Annotated in this window: 20 protein-coding genes; 5 read left to right on the top strand and 15 right to left on the bottom strand. The window is 62.6% G+C overall.

Annotated features, from left to right (window positions below; all coding sequences use genetic code 11):
* Window positions 1-112: 112 nt before the first annotated feature.
* On the top strand, window positions 113-1,753 hold the full coding sequence (locus BUC40_RS01000; RefSeq protein WP_073261740.1) for a Na+/H+ antiporter: 1,641 nt from the start codon (window positions 113-115) through the stop codon (window positions 1,751-1,753).
* A 213-nt stretch (window positions 1,754-1,966) separates the two neighbouring features.
* Here the strand turns inward: BUC40_RS01000 and BUC40_RS00995 are convergent, their stop codons facing one another.
* From BUC40_RS00995 to leuS, 6 genes are all read right to left on the bottom strand, one after another.
* Window positions 1,967-3,118 (bottom strand): acyl-CoA dehydrogenase family protein, encoded by a 1,152-nt coding sequence (locus BUC40_RS00995; protein ID WP_073261738.1) that lies wholly within the window; start codon window positions 3,116-3,118, stop codon window positions 1,967-1,969.
* A 146-nt stretch (window positions 3,119-3,264) separates the two neighbouring features.
* A complete protein-coding gene (locus tag BUC40_RS00990; RefSeq protein ID WP_073263812.1) occupies window positions 3,265-4,557 on the bottom strand; it encodes a lytic murein transglycosylase in 1,293 nt (430 codons plus the stop codon).
* 71 nt (window positions 4,558-4,628) lie between these two features.
* On the bottom strand, window positions 4,629-4,781 hold the full coding sequence (gene arfA, locus BUC40_RS00985) for an alternative ribosome rescue factor ArfA (RefSeq protein WP_073261736.1): 153 nt from the start codon (window positions 4,779-4,781) through the stop codon (window positions 4,629-4,631).
* Window positions 4,782-5,067: 286 nt separating this feature from the next.
* Window positions 5,068-6,102, bottom strand: coding sequence for a DNA polymerase III subunit delta (holA, locus tag BUC40_RS00980; RefSeq protein WP_073261734.1), 1,035 nt, complete (start codon window positions 6,100-6,102; stop codon window positions 5,068-5,070).
* 166 nt (window positions 6,103-6,268) lie between these two features.
* Window positions 6,269-6,874 (bottom strand): LPS-assembly lipoprotein LptE, encoded by a 606-nt coding sequence (locus BUC40_RS00975; RefSeq protein WP_073261730.1) that lies wholly within the window; start codon window positions 6,872-6,874, stop codon window positions 6,269-6,271.
* A gap of 97 nt (window positions 6,875-6,971) precedes the next feature.
* The gene (gene leuS, locus BUC40_RS00970; protein WP_073261728.1) at window positions 6,972-9,578 is read right to left on the bottom strand and encodes a leucine--tRNA ligase; all 2,607 of its coding nucleotides are present in this window, start codon (window positions 9,576-9,578) and stop codon (window positions 6,972-6,974) included.
* Window positions 9,579-9,756: 178 nt separating this feature from the next.
* Between leuS and BUC40_RS00965 the strand changes: the two genes are divergently transcribed.
* Both BUC40_RS00965 and BUC40_RS00960 read left to right on the top strand, forming a co-directional pair.
* Window positions 9,757-10,083, top strand: a complete 327-nt coding sequence (locus BUC40_RS00965; RefSeq protein ID WP_073261726.1) for a hypothetical protein — start codon at window positions 9,757-9,759, stop codon at window positions 10,081-10,083.
* Between the two features lie 80 nt (window positions 10,084-10,163).
* Window positions 10,164-10,928 (top strand): YdcF family protein, encoded by a 765-nt coding sequence (locus BUC40_RS00960; protein ID WP_073261724.1) that lies wholly within the window; start codon window positions 10,164-10,166, stop codon window positions 10,926-10,928.
* 234 nt (window positions 10,929-11,162) lie between these two features.
* Here BUC40_RS00960 and lnt read toward each other — a convergent pair whose 3' ends face one another.
* The 5 genes from lnt to miaB form a co-directional block, all read right to left on the bottom strand.
* Window positions 11,163-12,680 carry an apolipoprotein N-acyltransferase gene (gene lnt, locus BUC40_RS00955; RefSeq protein ID WP_073261721.1) on the bottom strand — a complete coding sequence of 506 codons (1,518 nt, stop codon included), beginning with the start codon at window positions 12,678-12,680 and terminating at the stop codon, window positions 11,163-11,165.
* Window positions 12,681-12,737: 57 nt separating this feature from the next.
* The gene (locus BUC40_RS00950; protein WP_073261719.1) at window positions 12,738-13,574 is read right to left on the bottom strand and encodes an HlyC/CorC family transporter; all 837 of its coding nucleotides are present in this window, start codon (window positions 13,572-13,574) and stop codon (window positions 12,738-12,740) included.
* A 25-nt stretch (window positions 13,575-13,599) separates the two neighbouring features.
* Window positions 13,600-14,058 carry an rRNA maturation RNase YbeY gene (gene ybeY / locus BUC40_RS00945; protein ID WP_073261717.1) on the bottom strand — a complete coding sequence of 153 codons (459 nt, stop codon included), beginning with the start codon at window positions 14,056-14,058 and terminating at the stop codon, window positions 13,600-13,602.
* On the bottom strand, window positions 14,055-15,074 hold the full coding sequence (locus BUC40_RS00940) for a PhoH family protein (protein ID WP_073261715.1): 1,020 nt from the start codon (window positions 15,072-15,074) through the stop codon (window positions 14,055-14,057). Before BUC40_RS00940 ends, ybeY begins: the two co-directional genes overlap by 4 nt.
* 132 nt (window positions 15,075-15,206) lie before the next feature.
* A complete protein-coding gene (miaB, locus tag BUC40_RS00935) occupies window positions 15,207-16,541 on the bottom strand; it encodes a tRNA (N6-isopentenyl adenosine(37)-C2)-methylthiotransferase MiaB (RefSeq protein ID WP_073261713.1) in 1,335 nt (444 codons plus the stop codon).
* Between the two features lie 149 nt (window positions 16,542-16,690).
* Here miaB and BUC40_RS00930 point away from each other — a divergent pair, with 149 nt between their 5' ends.
* Complete coding sequence (locus tag BUC40_RS00930; protein WP_073261711.1) at window positions 16,691-17,014, top strand: DUF1820 family protein; 324 nt, start codon at window positions 16,691-16,693, stop codon at window positions 17,012-17,014.
* Window positions 17,015-17,061: 47 nt separating this feature from the next.
* Here BUC40_RS00930 and BUC40_RS00925 read toward each other — a convergent pair whose 3' ends face one another.
* The 4 genes from BUC40_RS00925 to BUC40_RS00910 all read right to left on the bottom strand — a co-directional run bounded on the left by BUC40_RS00925 (window position 17,062) and on the right by BUC40_RS00910 (window position 20,654).
* Entirely contained in the window at window positions 17,062-17,610 is a 549-nt protein-coding gene (locus BUC40_RS00925) for a tetratricopeptide repeat protein (RefSeq protein ID WP_073261709.1), read from the bottom strand.
* Window positions 17,611-17,868: 258 nt separating this feature from the next.
* Window positions 17,869-19,158 (bottom strand): glutamate-1-semialdehyde 2,1-aminomutase, encoded by a 1,290-nt coding sequence (gene hemL / locus BUC40_RS00920; protein ID WP_073261707.1) that lies wholly within the window; start codon window positions 19,156-19,158, stop codon window positions 17,869-17,871.
* Between the two features lie 21 nt (window positions 19,159-19,179).
* Complete coding sequence (thiE, locus tag BUC40_RS00915) at window positions 19,180-19,821, bottom strand: thiamine phosphate synthase (RefSeq protein ID WP_073261705.1); 642 nt, start codon at window positions 19,819-19,821, stop codon at window positions 19,180-19,182.
* Window positions 19,821-20,654: a bifunctional hydroxymethylpyrimidine kinase/phosphomethylpyrimidine kinase gene (locus BUC40_RS00910; protein ID WP_073261703.1), complete on the bottom strand. Its 834-nt coding sequence runs from the start codon at window positions 20,652-20,654 to the stop codon at window positions 19,821-19,823. The genes thiE and BUC40_RS00910 overlap by 1 nt, the downstream gene beginning before the upstream one ends.
* A gap of 308 nt (window positions 20,655-20,962) precedes the next feature.
* On the opposite strand from BUC40_RS00910, the gene BUC40_RS00905 reads away from it, so the two are divergent.
* Window positions 20,963-21,823, top strand: a complete 861-nt coding sequence (locus BUC40_RS00905) for an ABC transporter substrate-binding protein (RefSeq protein ID WP_073261701.1) — start codon at window positions 20,963-20,965, stop codon at window positions 21,821-21,823.
* The last annotated feature ends 31 nt before the right edge of the window (window positions 21,824-21,854 follow it).

Here is a 21,854-nt window from a genome sequence, read left to right as displayed (position 1 = left end):
CGAAGCCTGCGATTATGCCACGTCGATTGGTCTTAGGGTGGGTCAGCCTGCACGCACCTCGCGTTAGAATGGCTGCGCCTTCGGGCCGTCATCGCAAAGGACTTTTCCCCCCATGCAGCTTCTCTACACCATCTTGATCATGTTGCTGGTGGTCAGTGGCACGCGCATCAGCGCCCAGTTCATCCCGTTACCACTGCCCATCTTGCAGATACTGATCGGCGCGCTGTTGGCGATTCCGGTGTTGGGCCTGCATGTACGGCTCGACCCTGAACTGTTCCTGCTGCTGTTCATCCCGCCGCTGCTGTTCGTCGATGGTTGGCGCATGCCCAAGGGGCAATTCCGCAAGCTGCGTACGCCGATCCTGTTTCTGGCGTTCGCCCTGGTGTTCGTCACCATTCTGGGCGCCGGATATTTCATTCACTGGTTGTTGCCGCAGGTTCCGCTGGCCGCCTGCTTTGCATTGGCAGCAGTGTTGTCGCCGACCGATGCGGTGGCGGTATCGGCCATCACCCACGGCCGCCTGCCCAATACCTTGAACAACCTGTTGCAGGGCGAAGCGTTGATGAACGATGCCTCGGGTCTGGTAGCCTTCAAGTTCGCCGTGGCGGCAACGCTGACCGGGGTGTTTTCGTTTGCCGATGCCAGTCTGCAGTTCGTGCTGGTGGCCGCCGGTGGGCTGTTGATCGGCATGGCGCTGAGTTACCTGTTGGGGCGTCTGCGCGCCTGGATGATCGCCCGTGGCTGGGAGGAGCCGGCGCCCCATGTCCTGCTGATGTTGTTGCTGCCATTCGCCGCCTATGTAGCTGCCGAGCACCTGGGCTTGTCCGGCATCCTCTCCGCGGTGGCCGCCGGCATGATGCAGAGTCGCCTGGACCTGCTGCCGCGACAGACCACCACACGGCTGCTCAATCGCGGCGTGTGGGCGATGCTCGAATTCACCTTCAACGGGTTGATCTTTCTGCTGCTGGGCCTGCAGCTGCCGGACATCATCAAGGCGGTGATGGGTGAGAGCGCCGATAGCTGGCATGTACTGCTGCCGGCGCTGGGCTACGTGCTGGCTGTCTACGCGGTGCTGATGCTGCTGCGCTTCGTGTGGGTGTACTGCTATTGGCGTACCTCGGGGATGGTGCGCCGTTGGCGCGGCAAGTCGACGCGCTTTGCCGGGCAATCGCGGCTGGCGCTGACAGCTGTGCTGACGGTCGGGGGCGTGCGCGGCGCGGTGACCTTGGCCGGCGTGATGTCGCTGCCGCTGCTGCTCAATAACGGCCAGGCGTTTCCCGAACGGGATCTGCTGATCCTGATCGCCGCCGGGGTGATTCTGGTGTCGCTGCTGGTCGCCAGCGTGCTGTTGCCGAGGTTGTTGCCCTTGCTGCCGCAAGACAACGTGGCACGCCAGGAGGCGGAGCTCAATCGCCATCGTGCCCAGGTTCTGGAAGCTGCGATCCGCTGCCTCGAGAACGATGAGGAAAAGGCCACCGATACCGATAGCGCGATTGCCACTGCCGAGATTCGCGCCAAGCTGATGAGCGAATACCGCGACTTGCTTGAGCGTACCCGTACGCGCCGCGCCGAGGAGTCCCGTGAATATCAGCGCCAGGCAGACCAGATGGAGTACCGCATGCGCCTCCAGGCACTGCGAACGCAGCGCCTGGAGCTGTATCGGATGCGCAAGGACAACCAGCTGGACGATGACATGCTGGCCGAAATCCTCCGCGATCTGGATAACGCGGAGGCGCGGTTGCTCAAGGGCTAGTGAAAGTGCTTTAGAGGCTGAGCATGGTTTTTCAGCCCAGGTTCGTCGATTTCGGCAACCAAGTGGCGCAAGCGGCCTTTAGTAGGGTGGACGACGCTTCACCCGTCCACCGCTCTGCGATCGCAATGGTGGATGAAAAGAGCGTCATCCACCCTACGACTGCTTCTGCCTTGTAGCTGCCGCTTCATGCACATAACGATCGTGAACTGGCTCTTACAGCGCGTAGTGTTTGAGTTCACGTGCGATCAGCAGGCGCTGGATTTCGCTGGCGCCTTCGTAGATCTGGGTGATGCGCGCGTCGCGGTAATAGCGCTGTACCGGGAAATCTTCCAGGTAGCCGTAACCGCCGTGGATCTGCAGCGCTTTGGAACACACGCGCTCGGCCATTTCCGAAGCGAACAGCTTGGCTTGTGAAGCCTCTGACAGGCATGGCTCGCCAGCACTGCGCAGGCGCGCGGCGTGCAGGGTCAGCAGGCGTGCGGCGTTGATCTGGGTGTGCATGTCGGCGAGCAGGTTGGCAATGCTCTGGTGTTCGCCAATCGGCTTGTCGAACTGCACCCGTTCACGGGAGTAGAGCAGGGCCGCTTCGAAAGCCGCCCGCGCGATGCCGACCGCCTGGGCAGCGATACCGATGCGTCCACCTTCGAGATTCGACAGGGCGATGCTCAGGCCCTTGCCGCGTTCGCCAAGCAGGTTGGCAGCGGGAATACTGCAGTCGTCCAGGGTGATGGCGCAGGTGTCTGACGCGCGGATGCCCATCTTGTGCTCACTGCGTTCGATGCGAAAACCAGGTGTGTTGGTGGGCACCAAGAACGCCGAAATGCCTTGTTTGCCAAGCGTGGCGTCGGTTACCGCGAAGACGATGGCCAGTCCGGCGCGGCGACCATTGCTGACGAATTGCTTGGCGCCATTGAGCACCCAGCGGCCGTCGCGCAGTTCAGCGCGGGTGCGCAGGTTGTGGGCTTCAGAACCTGCCTGGGGTTCGGTCAGGCAAAAGCAACCGATCACTTCACCACTGGCCAGGCGTGGCAGCCATTCGTTCTTCTGCGCGTCGCTGCCGTACTTGAGCAGCGGGCCGCAGCCCACCGAGTTATGCACGCTCATCAAGGTGCCGGTGGCGGCATCAGCGGCGGAGACTTCTTCCACGGCCAGGGCATAGGCCACGTAGTCGAGATAGCTGCCGCCCCAGGTGTCTGGCACGATCATGCCCAAGAGGCCCATTTCGCCCATCTGGGCGACCGCCGCGTCATCTATCCAGCCGGCCTTTTCCCAATCCTGGGCGTGCGGCGCAAGGGCGCGCCTGGCGAACTGTCGGGTGCAGTCGCGGATCATGCGTTGTTCTTCGTTCAGTTCGATGTCGTGCATAGCGACCTCTCTGTTGTCAGTGACCCGCGCCGGATCACGGCATGCGGGCAGTCAGGCATTCCCTGGATCACAAGAAATGCCTGCTACAGAGTCGCCCAGGAGTAGGCTAATCGCAAATGCAGAAACGCGTGGTGACGGACGTTCGGTCAGTCAGGCTGACGCAGCTTCTCGAGCAGGTTGGCATCCGGGTAGCCGTCGGCGGGCCAGCCCAGCTGCAGTTGGAAGGCACGAATCGCCTTGCGGGTATTAGCGCCAATGATGCCGTCGGCATGCCCGGAATCGAAGCCGCGGGCGTTGAGGCGCTCCTGTATTTCGACGCGTTCGCTGCGGCCCAGCTGGCGATCACCTTCCGGCCAGCTGCCTTGCACACCGTTGCCGCCGCGCAGGGCGTCAGACAACAGGCCGATGGCCAGTGCATAGGAGGTCGAGTTGTTGTAACGCAGGATGCTGCGGAAGTTGCTGAACAGCAGGAACGCTGGACCACGGTGGCCGGCTGGCAGCAGCAGGGTTGCGGTAGCGTCGTCACGCGGCTCGCTCAGCGGTTGCCCCACCGGGTGGATGCCCAGTGCTCGCCACTGCGTCAGGCTGCGGCGCACTTCTGGGTCAGCCAGGGCGTAGTCGAAACCTTTCGGCAACTGCACCTCAAAGCCCCAGGGCTGGCGCAGTTGCCAGTTGCCGCTTTGCAGGTAGTGCGCTGCGGACGCCAGGGCGTCGGCGGTGGAGGTCCACACATCACGCTTGCCGTCACCGTCGAAATCCACGGCATGTTCGTTGTAAGTGGTGGGCATGAACTGGGTCTGGCCCATGGCGCCGGCCCAGGAGCCAACCAGGCTTTCGGGTGCGATATCGCCATGCTGGAGAATCTGCAGCACGGCCAGCAGCTGGCTGCGCCAGAATGCCTGGCGACGGCCTTCATAGGCGAGGGTGGCGAGGGAGCGCACCACGTTGTGGCTGCCGATGTTGCTGCCGAAGTTGCTCTCCATGCCCCAGATGGCAACCAGGGTTTCGGCGTCGACGCCGTAGCGCTGCTCAATTTGGTTAAGTAACTGGCGGTTCTGCGCCAGCAAAATGCGGCCACGGGCGACCCGGCTCGGCGACACTGCGCCCTTGAGGTATTCCCACACCGGGCGGCTGAACTCGGGTTGGCTGCTGTCCGCCTTGACCACATCGGGGTTGGGTACCACGCCAGCGAAGGCACGGTCGAACAAGGTCGGGCTGATACCGGCGGCAATCGCGTCACTGCGCAGCAGATCACGCCACTGTTCGAAGGTCAGTTGCTCTTCGACCGGCTGACTGGCGGAGGCGTTGACGGAGTTGGTGCCTGGCAGCATCGTGGTGGACGCCAGAGGCTGGGCAGGAGCATCGGCGCAAGCCGTGAGCAAAAGCAGAAAGCTGGCCGCAGCGGTAGCAGGCAGGCCGCGAATGAACAGGTTGGGCATGGTCATCTCAACACGTTTTGCAGGCGACCACCTTAGCACGGATGAGCAGAAATGCGGGCTGAGAGAGGTTTTCAAGCCGCCTTAAATGAACAAGCCTCCCAGTTTTGCTGGGAGGCTTGGCGGTTATAGCTGCCTTTTCCTTTGCCGGGGCGTTCCTGGCGTGAGCGGAACAGTGGCTGGGCGATGATGGATTTCGCCTTGTTCGGGCGTTGTTTCTTGCTCATGGCAGATCCTCGGTCACTGCTCGTTCTAATGCGAGCGGCGCTGATCATGCGCCGCTCAAAGAGCAATGTCCATATTCGCAGTAGGCGTTAACAGGCTGTTAAAAAACTAGCTACGTTGCCATCGCAGCGTTAAAAACAGACTCACGTGCGAGCACAGGCTAGGCGCCCCATCAAAATGCTCATGTACTACTCGTACACTCCGCTTTGACTCACTGCGTTCGCCCGTTTTTGCGGGGTCGCCATCGGTATTGCGCTGCCTGCCTCGCCTACGTTTTTCAACGGGCTGTTAAGCGCCAAGCTTCAGGCGTTGCCCGGCCATCATCAGAACCAGGCGCGACAGGCTGGCCCAGGGATCGCCGGCCGCCTGGCCTTTGACTTGTGCGTCGATCTGCTGGGCATCCATCAGCAAGGTATTCCAGCGCGCTGGGGTATGGCGCTGCAGGGCCTTGCTGACCAGTGGACGACGCTTGTCCCACACCGGCGGGCGGGCCGAGGCGAAGGCTTTATCGAGTGGTACGCCCTGGCTGTACTGATAGGAAATGTTGGCTAGCTGGCGCAATTCGCGGGCCAGCATCACCACGATGAACAGCGATTCCTGCCCCTCGCCGCGCAGCCCGTCGAGCATGCGCAGGGCGTGGGCTGCTTCGCCGTTGAGAATCGCGTCGATCAGGCCGAACACGTCATAGCGGGCGCTATCGGCAACGGCCGCCTGGACGGTGCCTGCATCGATCTGCTGGCCGTCGGCGAGTAGCTTGAGCTTCTCGATTTCCTGGGCGGCGGCCAGCAGGTTGCCTTCCACGCGCGCGGCGATGAGGTCGATGGCCTCGGCGCTGGCGTTCATGCCGGCCTGCGCCAAGCGCTGGCGGATCCACTGCGGTAGTGCGTTGGCATCCACCGGCCAGATCTGCACGAACTGGCAATGCGGGCCATCGATAAGCGCCTTGGCCCACTTGGTTTTCTGTGCGCTGCCGTCGAGCTTTGGCAGGCTGACCAGTAGCAGAGTGTCTTCCGGCGGGCGGCTGAGGTATTCGAGAATCGCGGCTGCGCCTTTGTCCCCGGGTTTGCCGTTGGGAATACGCAGTTCGATAACGCGTTTTTCGGCGAACAGCGACATGCTGGCGCCGGCTTCGTAAAGCATGCCCCAGTCGAAGTTGGCTTCGGCGTGAAACACTTCGCGCTCGGTAAAACCTTGCGCGCGGCTGGCGCTGCGGATGGCGTCGGTGGCTTCCTGGCACAGCAGCGCTTCATCGCCGCAGACCACGTAGACGGGGGCCAGAGTGCCTTGAAGGTGTTTGCCGAGTTGGGCGGGAGCGAGTTTCATGAATACCTAAACCCGATGGACTGAGCAAAAGGTTCTGTCAGCTTGGCGCCTGATTGGTGATCAGGGGGCGGTGAGGCAATAGCCAGCGTTTGGCGTTCCATTGTGGGAGCGCGCCATGCGCGCGAATTCTCGGGCATGGCCCGCTCCCACAGTTAGCCTGCAAACCTTACTGGACCGGCAGTTCGATGGGCGACTGCTGCGGCTGCGCCGCTTCGCGCTGACGTGCCGCTTCCAGCGCATCGGCTTCCGCCTTGGCTTTGGCTTCGGCGGTCTGCTGTAGCTCGTCGAGTTGCGACGGGGTGATCTGCTGCAGGCGCTGGGCCAGTTGCTGAACCAGGTCGCGGCGCATTTCGGTGCGCAGTCGAGCAGCTTCCTGGTCGTTACCGATCAGGTTGTTGGAGTCCTGCACGTAATAGCTCTGCACTTCGAGCTTGTTGCTCATCAGTAGCAGGTTCTTGGCGCCGCGAATCTCGTAGTCGAGGGTCATGGTGCGCTCGTATTCGACGGCACGCGCCGAGCTGGTGTAGCTGGCCGAACGCTGGTTTTCCTGCTCGCGGGTCAGGTACAGCTTGTAGGCTGCGCCCTGGAACACCCGTACGCCGTTGTTCTCCAGCACTTCTTTGACATCACGTACGGTTTCGCCATACGAATCGCGCGCGCTGACTTCAAGTTCCTTGAGAGCGAACTGCACATCACCGGTACCACGCAGCTGGAAGCCGCATGCACCGAGCAGGCCTGCCAGGCCGATTACCAACAGATTGCGCTTGATCATCTCGTATCCCCTTGTCCTGCCGGCTCCGCTGGCCGGCATGGCCGAAACTCTAGATCGGATGCTGGCCGCGATAGGCGGCCAGCCGTTCCCTGTCGCCTCAACTGGCGACGATATTGACCAGCTTGCCAGGCACCACGATGACCTTGCGGATCGTCAGCCCTTCGGTGAAGCGTTGTACGTTTTCGTTGCTGCGCGCTGCTGCTTCCACGGCCTCGCGGCTGGCATCGGCCGGCACGTCGATCTGTCCGCGCAGCTTGCCGTTGACCTGAATCACCAACTGCAGGCTGTCCTGCACCAGGGCCGCTTCGTCGACGGTCGGCCAGCTGGCATCGATGATCGCTTCTTCGTGACCCAGCTCCTGCCACAGCTCATGGCTGATGTGCGGAGTGATCGGGGCAAGCAGCAGGGCGACGGTTTCCAGGCCTTCCTGAAGCAGGGCGCGCTGTTGGTCGTCTTGCTGAGGTGCCTTTTCCAACACGTTCATCAGCGTCATCACCTGGGCGATGGCGGTGTTGAATTTGTGGTGCTGGCCGACGTCCTGGGAGGCCTGCTTGATCGCCAGGTGGATGGCGCGGCGTACTTCCTTGCCGGCGTCGTCCAGCTTGGCGATATCCAGCACGCCCGGCAGGCCCTGGCTGACATGGCCCTGAGCGAGACGCCAGACGCGGCGCAGGAAGCGGTTGGCGCCTTCGACGCCAGCGTCCGACCATTCGCAGCTCATGTCAGGCGGCGAGGCGAACATCATGAACAGGCGGCAGGTATCGGCGCCGTAGGCATCGATCATCGCTTGCGGGTCGACGCCGTTGTTCTTCGACTTGGCCATCTTCTCGGTGCCGCCGATTTCCACCGGCAGGCCATCGCTGTTCAGCGTGGCGGCGATCACCTTGCCCTTGGCGTCACGCTCGACGGTGACATCGGCCGGGTTGAACCAGTCCTTGCCGCCGTTATCGAGGGTGCGGTAGTAGGTTTCAGCAACGACCATGCCCTGGGTCAGCAGGTTCTTGAACGGCTCGTTCGAGGTGACCAGGCCTTCGTCACGCATCAGCTTGTGGAAGAAGCGCGCATACAGCAGGTGCAGAATCGCGTGCTCGATACCGCCGATGTACTGATCCACCGGCAGCCAATGGTTGGCTGCGGCCGGGTCGACCATGCCGCCGGTATAGTGCGGCGAGGCGTAGCGGGCGAAATACCAGGACGATTCCACGAAGGTATCCATGGTGTCGGTTTCGCGCTTGGCCGGTGCGCCGCATTTCGGGCAGCTGCATTCGTAGAATTCGGGCATGCGCGCCAGCGGCGAGCCGGCGCCGTCCGGTACCACGTCTTCGGGCAGGACGACCGGCAGTTGGTCTTCCGGCACCGGTACGTCGCCACAGCTGTCGCAGTGGATGATCGGGATCGGGCAGCCCCAGTAGCGCTGGCGGCTGATGCCCCAGTCGCGCAGACGGAACTGGGTGCGCGACTTGCCGAGGTTCTTGCGAATCAGCGCTGCTTCGATAGCGTCGAACGCGCCTTCAAAATCCAGGCCGTCGAATTCGCCGGAATTGATCAGTTGGCCGTGTTCGCCGTAGGCGTCCTGCCACTCGCTGCCCACTTCATCGCCAGCGCTGGTACGCACCACGGCCTTGATCGGCAGGTGGTACTTGCGGGCAAAGGCGAAGTCGCGCTCGTCGTGGGCGGGGACCGCCATCACTGCGCCGTCGCCGTAGTGCATCAGCACGTAGTTGGCGACCCACACCGGCAGCTTCTCGCCGGTCAGCGGGTGCTCGACGAACAGCGAAGTCGGCAGGCCTTTCTTTTCCTGGGTGGCCACGTCGGCTTCGGCGACGCTACCGGCCTTGCATTCGGCGATGAACGCCTGCAGCTCGGCATCGTTCTGTGCGGCCAGGGCCGCCAGCGGGTGCTCGGCGGCGACGGCCACGTAGGTCGCGCCCATCAGCGTGTCCGGGCGGGTGGTGAACACCTTCAGCGCGCCGGCTTCGCCGATGGAATCGACGTTGTAGGGGAACTGCACTTCCATGCCGCGGGATTTGCCAATCCAGTTGCGCTGCATGGTCTTGACCTGTTCCGGCCAGCCATCGAGTTCGTCCAGGCTACTCAGCAGCTCATCCGCATAAGCGGTGATCTTGAAGTAGTACATGGGGATTTCGCGCTTCTCGATCACCGCGCCGGAACGCCAGCCGCGGCCGTCGATGACCTGCTCGTTGGCCAGCACGGTCTGGTCGACCGGGTCCCAGTTGACGGTGCCGTTCTTGCGGTAGATCACGCCTTTTTCGAACAGGCGAGTGAACAGCCATTGTTCCCAGCGGTAGTAATCCGGCTTGCAGGTAGTGACTTCGCGCGTCCAGTCCACCGCCAGGCCCAGGCTTTTCAGCTGGCTCTTCATGTAGGCGATGTTTTCGTAGGTCCACTTGGCCGGTGCGACGTTGTTCTTCATCGCGGCGTTTTCCGCCGGCATGCCGAAAGCATCCCAACCCATGGGCTGCAGCACGTTCTTGCCGAGCATGCGCTGGTAACGGGCGATCACATCACCGATGGTGTAGTTGCGCACGTGCCCCATGTGTAGCTTGCCGCTAGGGTAGGGGAACATCGACAGGCAGTAGAAGGTGTCTTTGCCAGGCTGTTCGCTGACGACAAAGGAATTCTGCGCGTCCCAGTGGGATTGCGCGGCGGCTTCGATTTCGCGTGGCTGATACTGTTCGTGCATGGCTACTTGCGCTAGGGAAAGGGGCTTTCGGGAAACGTCGTAGCATACATGACCCCCCTCGGCAGAGGGAAACGCTGATTGCGCGGCCTGCCGATGGCAGCGCCATTTGTCGTCAGGGCAGGCCTGTCGCGAGGCGGCGACTAAGCTCAGTCAAAGGCACCCGGCCTGGAGGTGTGTAATGCAAGTCCCTATCGAAGCCCATAAGCAAAGTGACCCCTACGGGCGGTTGCTGGAGCGCCTGACGGTGGCCTTGGGGGAAGCCGACACACTGGCGCAGTTGTCCAGCGAACCATCCCCGGATATGGAAGTGCGCGGTCTGTCGAGTGACGAGCTGGCGCTGATCACTGCCTACCTGGCTGATGACCGCGCTTCACTCAACGGCTGGTACGCCACAGCGGCGCGCCACCAGCAACGTGTAGTTCTGCCACCGCCATTCGAGCGTCATCCGGCCATTGCAGGGAGTGGTCACCATCACCTGCTCACTGGCGAACGTCGCAAGTTCTGAGTGTTGCCCGGCGCTATCGGCGCCAGCTTGCGTTGTAGCCTCAACAGACCCTAGGCTTCGACCCTTTTCGGAGGTGCTCGATGCCGCTGCGTTATCTGCTCAAGCAGTTCTTCATGCCGCCCGGCATTCTGCTGCTGCTCATTGCCCTTGGTTGGTTTCTGCGCCGGCGTTTTCCGCGGCTTGCGCTGTGCTGCTTCACGCTTGGCCTCGGCGGACTGTGGCTGATGAGCCTGCCGGTGACCGTGGAGTGGATGGCCAAAGCGATAGAGCGCGAGCCGGCCATCGCTCATCAGCAGTGGAGCACGCTGGCCCAGCAGGCGGATGTCATCGTTGTGCTTGGCGGTGGGCGTGATTCGGACGACCCCGCCTGGGGCGGCGAGCAGCCCAGCGCCATGGCGCTGGAGCGAACTCGCTATGCGGCGCGGCTCGCCAAAGCGTCCAGCCTGCCGGTGCTGACCACCGGCGGACTGCATTTCGGTCGACCGCCGAGCGAAGCGGCGATGATGGCCGATGTAATGCGCGAGGATCTTGGCGTCGAGGTGCGCTGGAGGGAAGAGCGCAGCCGCACTACCTGGGAGAACGCGACAGAGACCGCCGCGCTGCTAAAGCCTGAAGGTATTCGCCGAGTTTTGCTGGTTACCCAAGCCTGGCATATGCCGCGCTCTCGCTGGTGCTTCGAGCAGGCTGGCTTCGAGGTGGTGACCGCGCCAGTAGGATTTCTCGGTGTGCCCAACGGCCGGCCAATGGGCGGCTGGTTGCCGGAAGGCAAGGCATTCTGGCAGAGCACCTTGCTGCTCAATGAAGTGATCGGCGCGCTGGCTTATCCGTTGGCGTACGGGCGTTAGCGTTAACTGGTGGGCTAAAGCCTGCGCCGGTATTTCGACTGCAGTAACTAAAGCTGGCACTCATTCCATGATTTAACTGCCGCTAGATCGGCGTGATACATGCGCACGAATCACGGGCATGGCCCGTTCCCACATGAGGTGAGCACATTCAAGCCCCGCTTGGCCTTTCGCTAACAAGTTGACTCGCAATCCGTTGCATAGGGTGGGCTTTAGCCCACAGCCGGCTCAAGTGAGTTACTTGGCATCCCGACGCCGCCGCACCAGCGCCCAGCCAGCCAGCAGGCTGCAAAGGATGATCAGCGGCCAGGAGCGCCACTGCAGATAGGGCGTCAGGTGCTGCATCGGCTGCACCTCGCCGTACAGCGTGGCCTGTTCGAATTGCGGCAGGCGTTCGGTAATGCGCCCGAACGGGTCGATCAGCACGGTCACGCCGTTGTTGGTGGCGCGGATCATCCAGCGACCGGCTTCCAGGGCGCGCATCTGCGCCATCTGCAGGTGCTGCAGTGGGCCGATCGACTTGCCGAACCAGGTGTCGTTGCTGACCGTCAGCAGCAGGTCGCTCTGCGCAGCCATTTCAGCGGCGAACTCGGGATAGACCACCTCGTAGCAGATGAAGGTCGCGATGCGATGGCCTTTGGCTTCCAGCAGCGGCTGGCCGTGTTCACCACGGGCGAAGTCGGACATCGGCAGGTCGAAAAAGGCGATCAGTCCACGCAGCATTTCTTGCAGCGGCACGTACTCGCCGAACGGCACCAGGCGTTGCTTGAGGTAGTCGCCACTGCCCTGGCCGACCACACTCACGGCGTTGTAATAACGCTGCTCGCCGCGCTCGTTGGGCTGGCGGATCGGCACGCCGGTGATCAGCGCGCTTTTTCGGTCGCTGGCAAAGCGATCCATCATGCTCAGGTAGCCGATGGCCTGCTCCTTGAGCACCGGCACCGCGGTCTCTGGCCAGACCAGAATGTCCACCGGCTTGCTGGCGAAACTCATGTCGCGGTACAGCGCCAGCTGGGCATTGAGCTGGGCCGGGTCCCACTTGAGGTTCTGCTCCACGTTGCCCTGGATTGCCGCCACGCTCAGCGGCTCGCCGGCCGGGGCGGTCCAGGCGTGATCCTTGAAGGCCGCGCCGAGCAGCCAGGGGGCGATCAGCAGCACCAGGGCTTCGGCCAGTTGCGGCTTGTTGCGGTAGAGGCGCGGCAGGTTGACCAGCAGCGCCGCGCTCAGCGCCAGGGCAAACGACAGCAGCCACACGCCGCCGACCGGTGCCAGGCCGGCCATGGGGCCATCGAGCTGGCTGTAGCCGACATACAGCCACGGGAAACCGGTAAGGAACCAGCCGCGAAACGCCTCCTGTGCCACCCACAGGGCGGCGAACGCCAGGGCATCACCCAGTGGCGCGCTGTCGCGGCGCAGGCATAGGGCCCACAGCCAGGCGGCGAGTGCGAAGAGCAGGCCAAGGCCGGCGACGAAGCCCAGGGTCAGGAATGTCGCGAGGGGTGGCGATGCGGCGCCGTAGTCGTGAATGCTCACATACACCCAGCTGGTACCCGAAGCGAACAGGCCGAAGCCATACCACCAGCCGCGCCAGGAGGCCTGGCGCGGCGTCAACCCGCGCAGGCCACGGTAGAGCAGGGCGATCGACAGCAGCGCCAGTGGCCAGATGCCGTAGGGCGCCAGCGCCAGGGTGGTCAGCGCGCCCGCCAGCAGGGCGATCAGGTTGCCGGGCCAGCCGGGTCGGAACAGTCGGTTCATCGGGATGCTCATCAAGGGAGGAAAGCAAACACCCCGCCAGCGGGCGGGGTGTTCAGTTCACCGGGCCAGCGGTGTCAGGCGCAGCAAGTGCACGCGGCGGCTGTCTGCGTTGAGTACGCGAAAGCGGAACTCGCCGATCACCGTCACTTCGTTGCGCTTGGGCAGGTGGCCGAAGGCGCTCATCACCAGGCCGCCGACGGTGTCGAACTCGTCGTCGGAGAAATCGGTGGTGAAGGTTTCGTTGAAGTGATCGATGGGCGTCAGCGCCTTGACCAGGAAGTCGCCGCTGGGCAGCGGTTTGACGTAGCTGTCTTCCTCGACGTCGTGCTCGTCCTCGATATCACCGACGATCTGCTCGAGCACGTCTTCGATGGTTACCAGGCCGGCCACGCCGCCGTACTCGTCGATCACCACCGCCATATGGTTGTGGTTGGCGCGAAACTCGCGCAGCAGCACGTTGAGACGCTTGGACTCGGGCACGAAGGTGGCCGGGCGCAGCATGTCGCGAATGTTGAAGTCGGGCTGATCGGCCAGCAACAAGGGCAGCAGATCCTTGGCGAGCAGAATGCCGAGTACGTCGTCGAGGGTCTCGCCGATCACCGGGTAGCGCGAGTGCGCCGCTTCGATGATCACTGGCAGGAACTCCTTGGGGGACTGGCTGGCCTTGATGGTCACCACCTGGGAGCGCGGCACCATGATGTCGCGAACCTGCAGGTCGGCGACTTGGATGGCGCCTTCGACGATGGCCAGGGCCTCGCTGTCGAGCAGTTTGTTCTGGTGCGCATCGCGCAGGACTTCCAGTAGTTCCTGGCGGTTTTTCGGCTCATGAGCAAAAGCCTGGGTCAGTTTGTTCAACCAGGACTTTTGCTCGTTGCTCGATCGGTCTTCGCTCATGGCGTTTTACTCGGGATCCCTATAGTCATTCGTCGCCGGCATACGGGTCGGGATGACCCAGCTCGGCGAGCAGTAATCGTTCCAGCGCTTCCATTTCCTCGGCTTCCTCATCGTCGATGTGGTCGTAGCCCAGCAGATGCAAGCAGCCGTGAATCACCAGATGCGCCCAATGCGCGTCCAGTGCCTTGCCTTGTTCGACAGCCTCGCGCTCGACCACTGGTACGCAGATCACCAGGTCACCAAGCAGCGGGATATCCAACAATTCATCAGGTACATCGGCTGGAAAGGACAATACGTTGGTGGCGTAATCCTTGCCGCGCCAGGTGCGATTGAGCTCGCGGCCTTCCTCTTCGTCCACCAGACGGATGGTCAGTTCCGAGTCGGCGCTACGCTGGCGCAGTGCAATGGCGCACCACGCCTGAAAATCGCTCTCGGTAGGCAGGTGGCCAGCGTTGCTGGCGACCTGCAGATCCAGTTCGATCATGGCTCGGAGCGTGCTCCCGGATCGTTATCCGCCGGGCGGCGATCGAACGGCTGGCGCTCGGCATCGAAGCGTTCGTACGCCTCGACGATGCGCTGCACCAACGGGTGACGCACCACGTCCTTGGGTTTGAAGTGGGTGAAGCTGATGCCCGGCACGCCCTTGAGCACGTCGATCACGTGGGTCAGGCCGCTCTTGGTGCCGCGCGGCAGGTCGACCTGGGTGATGTCGCCGGTGATCACCGCCGTGGAGCCGAAGCCGATACGGGTCAGGAACATCTTCATCTGTTCCATGGTGGTGTTCTGGCTTTCATCGAGAATGATGAAGCTGTTGTTCAGCGTGCGACCGCGCATGTAGGCCAGCGGCGCGACTTCGATCACCTGCTTCTCGATCAGCTTGGCTACCTGCTCGAAACCGAGCATCTCGTACAGCGCGTCGTACAGCGGGCGCAGATACGGGTCGATCTTCTGCGACAGGTCACCGGGCAGAAAGCCGAGTTTCTCGCCAGCCTCGACCGCCGGGCGTACCAGCAGTATGCGGCGGATCTGCTCGCGCTCCAGTGCATCCACGGCGGCAGCCACGGCCAGGTAGGTCTTGCCGGTACCGGCCGGGCCGATGCCGAAGTTGATGTCGTGGTCGAGGATCGCCTTCACGTACAACTGCTGGTTGGCGCCGCGCGGACGGATCATGCCTTTGCGGGTGCGCAGGGCAATGTTGAGGTTGGCGCTGGGGTTGTTCAGCTCCTCGATACCGGATTCCTGCAGGAACAGATGCACCATGTCCGGTGACAGCTCGGTGGCGTCGGTTTCACGGTACAGGCGCCGCAGCAGGTTTTCCCCGGAAACCGTCTGGCCGGGCTCGCCCAGCAATTCGAACTGGTTGCCGCGGTTGCGGATCTCGATGCCCAGACGCGATTCGATCAGGCGCAGATGCTCGTCGAATTGCCCGCTAAGGTTGGCGAAGCGCTTGGCTTCGAAGGGTTCGAGGGTGAAGCGATGAGGTGTCGAGGTGATATTCAAGGTCGTTTTGTGGCCGCCGTCGGCTGAATGGAAGGGAGAGAATAGCGCTAGCGACGGACGAGTGAAAGCACGGCCGATAGCCGCGCTGCGCCCGGCGCGTTATCACTCATATGCGGGGTGTCGGCTATTTCTTCAATGGCGTTCGATCAGGGTGCCGCGCAGGGAATGCGGCATCGCCTCGTCGATATGCACGTCGACGAACTGGCCGATCAGGCGCGGATTGTCGCACTGGAAGTTCACGAAACGGTTGTTCTCGGTCTTGCCCTGCAGCTTGCCCGGATCCTTCTTCGAGAAGTCACTGACCAGAATGCGCTGCACGGTACCGACCATGCGCCGGCTGTTTTCGAAGCCCTGCTGATTGAGGCGATGCTGCAGACGCTGCAGGCGCTCCTTCTTCACCTCTTCCGGGGTTTCGTCATGAAGGTCGGCGGCCGGCGTGCCGGGGCGCGAGCTGTACATAAAGGAATAGGAGAAGTCGAAACCGACGTCTTCAACCAGTTTCATGGTCTGCTCAAAGTCTTTTTCGGTCTCGCCAGGGAAGCCGACGATGAAGTCCGAACTGATCACGATATCCGGCACTGCCGCGCGCAGCTTGCGGATGCGCGACTTGTACTCCAGCGCCGTATGGTTGCGTTTCATGGCGGCAAGAATACGGTCGGAGCCGGACTGCACCGGCAGGTGGAGGAACTTCACCAGCTCTGGAATTTCGGCGTGGGCTTTGATCAGGGCGTCGGAAAATTCCAGCGGGTGGCTGGTGATGTAGCGAATACGGTCGATGCCATCGACGGCGGCCACCAGGTACAGCAGCTCGGCGAAGTCGGCGATGCCGCCGTCGCGCGTTTCACCGCGGTAGCCGTTGACGTTCTGACCTAGCAGAGTGAGTTCACGCACGCCGTTTTCGGCCAAGTGAATGATTTCGCCAAGCACGTCGTCCAGCGGCCGGCTGACTTCCTCGCCGCGGGTGTAGGGCACTACGCAGAAGGTGCAGTACTTGCTGCAGCCTTCCATGACCGAAACCATAGCGCTGGGGCCGTCGACCCGTGGCTCGGGCAGACGGTCGAATTTCTCGATCTCGGGGAAGGAAATGTCCACCTGAGCCGTCTTGGTAGTACGCGCGGCATCAATCATTTCCGGTAGGCGGTGCAGGGTCTGCGGGCCGAACACTACATCGACGTAGGGCGCGCGGTCGCGGATCGCCGCGCCTTCCTGGCTGGCCACGCAACCGCCGATGCCAATCACCAGATCCGGGTTCTCCAGTTTCAGCTCACGCCAGCGACCGAGCTGGGAGAACACCTTGTCCTGGGCTTTTTCGCGGATTGAGCAGGTGTTGAGCAGAATGACGTCGGCGTCTTCCGGACGATCAGTCACTTCCAGGGCCTGATGCTCGCCCAGCAGGTCGACCATGCGCGAGCTGTCGTACTCGTTCATCTGGCAACCGTGGGTTTCGATATAGAGCTTCTTGGTCATGGCGGTTCGTCGGTGGTGAAAAAATGACCGCGGATTATAGGGGTGTTGTTCCTGGGAGGCCACAGGCTATGGACGGGAGGGGCTCGCCGTGGCGAAGCGACATGCTAAGATTCGCGCCCTTTTATTGCACAGCCAGCCATCTGCTATCCATGACCAAGCGCGAACCCATCTACAAAGTGATTTTTCTCAATCAGGGCCAGGTATACGAGATGTATGCCAAGCAGATCTTTCAGAGCGATCTGTGGGGCTTTCTGGAAATCGAGGAATTCGTGTTCGGTGAGCGCTCGCAGCTGGTGGTCGACCCCAGCGAAGAAAAGCTCAAGGCGCAGTTCGACGGTGTGGTGCGCAGTTTCGTGCCGATGCACTCGATCGTGCGGATCGATGAAGTCGAGCGACTGGGTACACCGAAGATCAGCGAAGCCAAGGGCGGCGGCAATGTCATGCCGTTCCCGATGCCTATGCCTGAGAAGTAAAAACGTGGAAGCGCTCCTGTCGTGGAGCGCGTAGACGTTGCAGATTGTTATTTGAGCGGTGCGAAGGGCGACAGGCTGTCGGCGGCCTGCAGTTCCTGTAGGTAGTTGCGGAAAATCTGCCCCAGCACCTGGGTGGCGACTTCCTGTTCGGCTCTGGGCATTTGCATGGCCACTTCGTCGGCGCTGTCCATTGCCTCGTCCGAGCCGTTGACCGCGGCCATCTTCAGCAAGATGTAAGCCTGCACGTTGTTGGCCGCGACGCCTTCACCCCTGAAGAACATCATGCCCAGCCGCGACTGTGCCTGCGCGTGGCCTTGCAGAGAGGCGTGTTCGAACCAACTCAATGCCTGAGGCAGGTCGCGCTCGCCAGATTGGCCTTCGTAATAGAACTCACCGAGTTCGTATTGGGCCTGGGCATCGCCGCCCTCGGCGCTCTTCTGGCAGGAGTCCAGCGCAGCGGGCAGATCTTCGGCGGCGACGTTCAGCGAGCAGCTCCCGGTTGCCGGGATCAGCAATGAGTTGCCGTCCGCCAAGGCAAGCGTTGGCAGCAGGAGCAACAGGCAGCCCAGAGACAGGGTGCGGCCGGCGCGCTTCATGAAGATCCAGATACCTCGACAGGCTGACGGGTGGGGTGGCTGGCGGTCCCAGATGGGCTCACCATCACATTATGAAATAAGCAGCACCGTTCTTACAAAGTGTTTACCGGCTTTTCTGCCCCAAGCTGGCGCAAGGGCATGCTTTGAAGGTCGTTTGCACCACAAAAAGTCGTTTTGAGCCTGTTGCGGTGCCCTATATACGTGATCGCATATGTCACCGCTATGTTCATGCCAGGCGCCAGACGGCGCCGGTGATGATTATTGTCCGGCCAGTACCGCGAACGCGCGTTCGGCGGCATCGAGGGTCAGTTTCAGCTCTGTCTCGCCATGGGCGATGGAGGTGAAGCCGGCTTCGAACGCACTTGGCGCCAGGTACACACCGCCTTCCAGCATCAGATGGAAGAAGCGTTTGAAGCGTTCGGCATCGCTGGCCATCACGTCATCGAAAGTGACGATGTCGTCGGCACCGCTGAAATACAGGCCGAACATGCCGCCCGCCTGGGTGGTGACGAACGGGATACCAGCGGCATCGGCGCGCTCTTGCAGGCCTTGCAGCAGCTTGCTGGTGTAGTCGGTCAGTTCGGCGTGGAAGCCTGGGCGGCTGATCAGCTTCAGGGTGGTCAGGCCGGCGGCCATGGCCAGCGGGTTACCCGAGAGCGTACCGGCCTGGTAAACCGGGCCGAGCGGGGCGATACGCTCCATGATGGCGCGCTTGCCGCCAAAGCAGCCGACCGGCATGCCGCCACCGACGATCTTGCCAAAGGTCGACAGATCCGGCGTCACGCCGTAATGGGCCTGGGCGCCGCCAAGGGCGACGCGGAAACCGGTCATCACTTCATCGAAGATCAGTACTACGCCGTGCTTGTCGCACTGCTCGCGAAGGCCTTCGAGGAAGCCAGGTGCCGGCGGTACGCAGTTCATGTTGCCGGCAACCGGCTCGACGATGATGCAGGCGACGGTCTGCCCGGCTTCGGCGAGCATGGCCTTGACCGCTTCGATATCGTTGAACGGCAGCGTCAGGGTGTGTTTGGCGAAGTCCGCCGGCACGCCCGCGGAGCTCGGCACGCCCTGAGTCAGCAGGCCGGAGCCGGCCTTGACCAGCAGGCTGTCGGAGTGGCCGTGGTAGCAGCCTTCGAACTTGATGATCGCGTCGCGGCCGGTGTAGCCACGGGCCAGGCGGATGGCGCTCATGGTCGCTTCGGTACCGGAGCTGACCATGCGCACCATCTCCATCGACGGCACGATGCTGCAGACCAGATCGGCCATCTCGGTTTCCATGGCGGTTGGAGCGCCGTAGGAGAGACCATGCTCGAGTTGCTTGCGCACCGCGTCCAGCACATCCGGGTGGCTGTGGCCGAGAATCATCGGGCCCCAGGAGCCGACGTAATCGACATAGCGCTTGTCGTCTTCATCGGTGACGTAAGCGCCTTCGGCGTGCTTGAAGAACAGCGGCGTGCCGCCCACGCTCTTGAACGCGCGGACCGGCGAGTTGACGCCGCCGGGGATGTGTTTCTGGGCGTTGGCGAACAGCGTTTCGGAGCGGGACATGCGGGTTCTCCTGAAAGTAAGTCAGTTCGATTCGAACAGCGCGCTGAAGGCTCGAGCGCGTTGCTCGACCTCCGCGGGGGAATCGGCAGCGAATAGGGCGTGGATCACGGCGATCATGCTGGCGCCGTGCTCGATCAGCGGCGCTGCGTTGTGCAGGTCGATGCCGCCAATGGCGACGATTGGCAACTGCACGCGGGCTTTGGCCGCGCTGAGCAGATCGAGCGTGGCAGCTGGCGCGCCAGGTTTGGTCATTGAGTTGAAAAAGCGGCCAAAGGCCGCGTAGCTGGCGCCTTCGCTGGCGGCCAGCTCGGCCAGTGCGAGCTGGGCATGGCAGGTGCCGCCGATGATCGCCTGCCGGCCAAGCAGGGCGCGGGCAGCAGCCAGCGAGCCGTCTTCCTGACCGAGGTGCAGACCAACGCCGAGGCGCGCGGCCAGCTCGGCGTCGTCATTGATGATCAGCGTGGCGTCGTAGTTCTCGCACAGCGTGCGCAGCGCCTCTGCTTCGCGCAGGCGGCGGGCGTCGTCGCTAGATTTGTCGCGGTACTGCAGCAGGCGTGCGCCACCGGCCAGAGCGGCTTCCACGTAGGGCAGCAACTTGCCGTCGGCGAGCAGCGCGCTGTCGGTGATGGCATAGAGGCCGCGCAGTTTACCGGGCGCTGCCATCAGCTGAAGTCCAGCGGCAGGCGGCGCGGTACGTATTGACCGCGGCCCGGTTGCTCGGCATCGCGCAGGGTGCGCCAAGTGTAATCTAGGGCGGTTTTTACCGCGCCGATCAGATCCTGACCAAGGGCAAGTCGGCCCGCCAGGGTGCTAGCCAAAGTGCAGCCGGAGCCGTGGTAGCTGCCGGGCAGGCGCGCGCAGGTGAAGTCGTGGCGGCTGCCATCACGCAGGTAAAGGCGGTTGTGGACTTCACTTTCGTCGCCATGGCCGCCAGTGATAAGCAGGTGCTCGATATATGGCAGCAGTTTTTCAGCGCACTGGTCAGCGCTGCCGTCCGGCAGTTCGGCAAGAATGCGTGCCTCCGGTAGATTTGGCGTGGCGATGGTGGAGGCCTGGAACAGCCGCTCACGCATGGCGAAGCCAACATCTTCCTTGCCCAGAGCACCGCCGCCGCCGGCACGCAGCACCGGGTCGCAGACCAGCGCAATACCGGGCAGTTTGTCCATGATCATCAAAACGGTATCGACCATCTCCACCGAGCCAAGCATGCCTAGCTTGACCGCGGCTACCGGCATATCGGCAATCACCGCATGGGCTTGAGCCAGTACCCAGTCACGGTCGAGCACTCGAAAGTCCATGACGTCGACGGTGTCCTGTACGGTCAGCGCAGTGACAGCCGGAGCTGCATGGCAGCCCTGAGCAAGCAGTGCCTCGATATCGGCTTGCAAGCCGGCGCCACCGCTCGGGTCGTGGCCGGACAGGCACAACACCACCGGACGCGAAGGGGCGAGGCGGGCGGTGCTGCGTTCGTAATCTGGGAGGCCGAAGTCGATCATCTGTGTCGCGGGTTCCGGTTTACGGGTACGGCGACTGCCGCAGTACCGAGTTGGTCGGGCTCGCACCCGCACATGGCAGGCAGCATTTGGATGGGGCGCGAGCTTAACATTTTATGTGCGGTAATGAGGCCGGGCTGGATAAGCTCTGGCAGGCTGATGATCCGCGCTAATGCGCTTGAGCCTAGTAGTTCGGGTTTGTACGATGGCCGCTACGCCGGGCGTCTGGCAGTAGTCATAGCCTGTGCACCTGTCTGGTGCTTTTGGCTATACAGGTATTTCCTTGGTTGATGGGGCAGAAGGCGCCTGGCATGAAAAATCTGTTGCGTGGTGTCTCGCTGTTGCTGTGCCTCTTTGCTGGTTTGGCCCACGCCGAGCCTCGAGTGGTGGCGCTCAGCTGGGAGGCCACCGAGCACCTGCTGAAGCTCGACATCATCCCCATCGCCGTGGCCGATGCGGACCAATATCGCACCAGGGTGGGACGCCCGCCATTGCCGGCGCAGGTGCCGAGTGCCGGGTCGCGCAAGAAGCCGAATCTGGAAAGACTCGCTGCGCTCAAGCCGGACTTGATCGTTATCGGCGAGCCGCTCGAAGGCCAGCGCGAGAAGCTTTCACGCATTGCGCCAGTAACGACCTATGGCAGCCTTTCTCAGGAGCATGACAGCTACTTGGTTGCCCGCGATGACTACCTGGCGCTTGCTCAGCGTTTCGGTCGGGAAGATCAGGCGCTACGCGAGTTGGCCGCGATGCAGGTGCAGGTCGATGAGCTGCAGCAGCAGCTGGTCGAGCACTTTCGCGGAAGGCTGCCGAAGGTCGCGGTGATCCGCTTCTCTTCACCCTCCGCCGTGCATATCGAAGGTGCCGGCTCTATGGTCGACCACGCCCTGCAACTGCTGCATCTGCAAAACGCCTACACGCCACAGCACGATGGGGCTAAAGAGCCGCTACCGGTGAAGGCGCTGGCAGGCATCGAAGAGGGCGTGGTGCTGTATGTCGAGCCCTTTCCCGGGCAAACGCAGCTATTCGCTACGCGCGAGTGGCGGGCCATGCCATTTGCGCGCGCCGATCGTTTGGCGGGTATGCCCGCCATCTGGACCCACGGTGGAGTGTTTTCCATTCAGTATCTGGCCGAAGCCATCACCGCCGCGCTGCTGACGCTGCCAGCGCCCTGAGCTGACATTCGGTCGTCATTGCGCTTGCGGT

Origin of the sequence: Phytopseudomonas punonensis (assembly GCF_900142655.1) — a bacterium.
GTDB lineage: Bacteria > Pseudomonadota > Gammaproteobacteria > Pseudomonadales > Pseudomonadaceae > Aquipseudomonas > Aquipseudomonas punonensis.
The sequence above is the reverse complement of the archived record's forward strand: the minus strand, read 5'-3'. Positions and strand labels throughout refer to the sequence as shown.